The following is a 255-nucleotide window of genomic DNA, read 5'->3' as shown; positions in this document are numbered from 1 at the left end:
CGGGCACGCAGTTCATTCTGGAGAGGCAGTCGCGCGAAAAGACGGTGGAGAACCTGCAGAACCGGCTGACCGTGTCGCAGAAGGGCAAGGACAGCGGCATCATCGGCGCGTCGCTGACGGGCTCCGAACGGATGCTGACGGCCAGCACGCTTGCCGAAATCGGCAATGCGTATGTCGACCAGAATCTGAAGCGCAAGGCGGCGGAAGCCGAGAAGTCGCTCGAGTTCCTGAGCGCACAGCTGCCGCAGCTCAAGA

Annotated in this window: 1 pseudogene; it reads left to right on the top strand. The window is 62.7% G+C overall.

The annotated features are described in order from the left end of the window. Nucleotides 1–255: pseudogene (locus AB3X95_RS39030) on the top strand (tyrosine protein kinase); the annotation flags it as partial.

The sequence above is a fragment of the Paraburkholderia sp. BR13444 genome (assembly GCF_040948755.1).
Lineage (GTDB): Bacteria > Pseudomonadota > Gammaproteobacteria > Burkholderiales > Burkholderiaceae > Paraburkholderia > Paraburkholderia youngii.
This window is presented reverse-complemented; position numbering and strand designations above follow the sequence as displayed.